The sequence below is a fragment of the Spongiactinospora gelatinilytica genome, from assembly GCF_003236385.1.
Lineage (GTDB): Bacteria > Actinomycetota > Actinomycetes > Streptosporangiales > Streptosporangiaceae > Spongiactinospora > Spongiactinospora gelatinilytica.
Window position 1 is genome coordinate 1 of the sequence record NZ_POUA01000751.1, and the last position, 1,120, is coordinate 1,120.

At 73.2% G+C, this 1,120-nt stretch carries 1 protein-coding gene; it reads left to right on the plus strand.

Going from position 1 to position 1,120, the window contains the following annotated elements; translation table 11 throughout:
• A partial coding sequence (locus C1I98_RS39150; protein WP_146607943.1) for a DUF418 domain-containing protein occupies positions 1-724 on the plus strand: 724 nt, incomplete at its 5' end.
• Positions 725-1,120: the final 396 nt, after the last annotated feature.

The window sequence follows — 1,120 nt, forward strand, 5'->3', positions numbered from 1 at the left end:
GCGCGAGCGCGCCCTGTTGTGGGCCGCCGGCGTCGGCCTCGTGCTGCACGTCGTGGTGCTCGCGCTGTTCGGGCTGGTCACCGTGTCCGCCCCCAAGGGCGACACGCCCGCGGCGATGGCCGACCCGGTTCAGGCCGCCGTGTCCCGGCTGGTGGGCTGGGCGGCGATGACGCCGACGTACTTCGCGGTGAGCGTGGTGTCGGCGTTCCTGCTCGGGATGTGGGCGGCCCGCCGCCGCGTACTGGAGGAGCCCGGCGCGCACCGCGCGCTACTGGCCACGACCGCGACCGCCGGCACGGTCGTCTCGCTGGCCGGGGCCGTCCCACTGATGTTGATCGACACGCGGCTGTGGGCCCCGTCGGAGGCGGTCTCCATTTCTGCGTACGTCCTGCACAGCCTGACCGGCATGGCCGGCGGCCTGGCCTACGCCGCCCTGGCCGGGCTCCTCGCCGACCGCCTGAAGCGGGGGCCCGTGGTCCGCGCGCTGGTTGCCTGCGGCCAGTGGTCACTGACCTGCTACCTGCTCCAGTCGGTGGTGTTCGTCGCGGTGTTCACGCCGTACCTCGGCGGCCTGGCCACCCGCGTCGGCGACGCGGCGGCGTCCGGCCTGGCCGTCCTGACCTGGCTGGGCACCGTCCTGCTCGCCGCCACCTTGTCCCGCCACGGCCGGCGCGGCCCCGCCGAGGCCGCCCTGCGCCACCTCACCTACGGCCGCTCCCACTGACCGGCCCCCGGCCCGGTACACGCTGCGGATCACCGCCACCTCCGGATGCGCCCCGCAACTTCGGCACACCGCCGCCCAGGACGTACCGGGTGGGGGAGTGGGCGCGTCCGGCCACGTCCAGCAGCCGTAGCGCGCCCCGGCTGGTGAGGCCGGTGTGCCTCAGGTCAAGATACGCGAGCCGGTGCGCGCCGCCGGACAGGAAACAGGCATCCTCTTTTATACGAAAAAGGCGAAGCGACCACTGCGCTACGGACCGCACTGCTGTGCAATTGCCGCTGTCGGGATATTCGTGCCGCTGATTCATCTCCTCGCGCCGGGCCGCCGGGGGGCGGGGATGAGTACGGCGATGTGCGGGTGGGCGCCGGAGAGGCTCACGTGCAGCACGCTGTCTCTTAT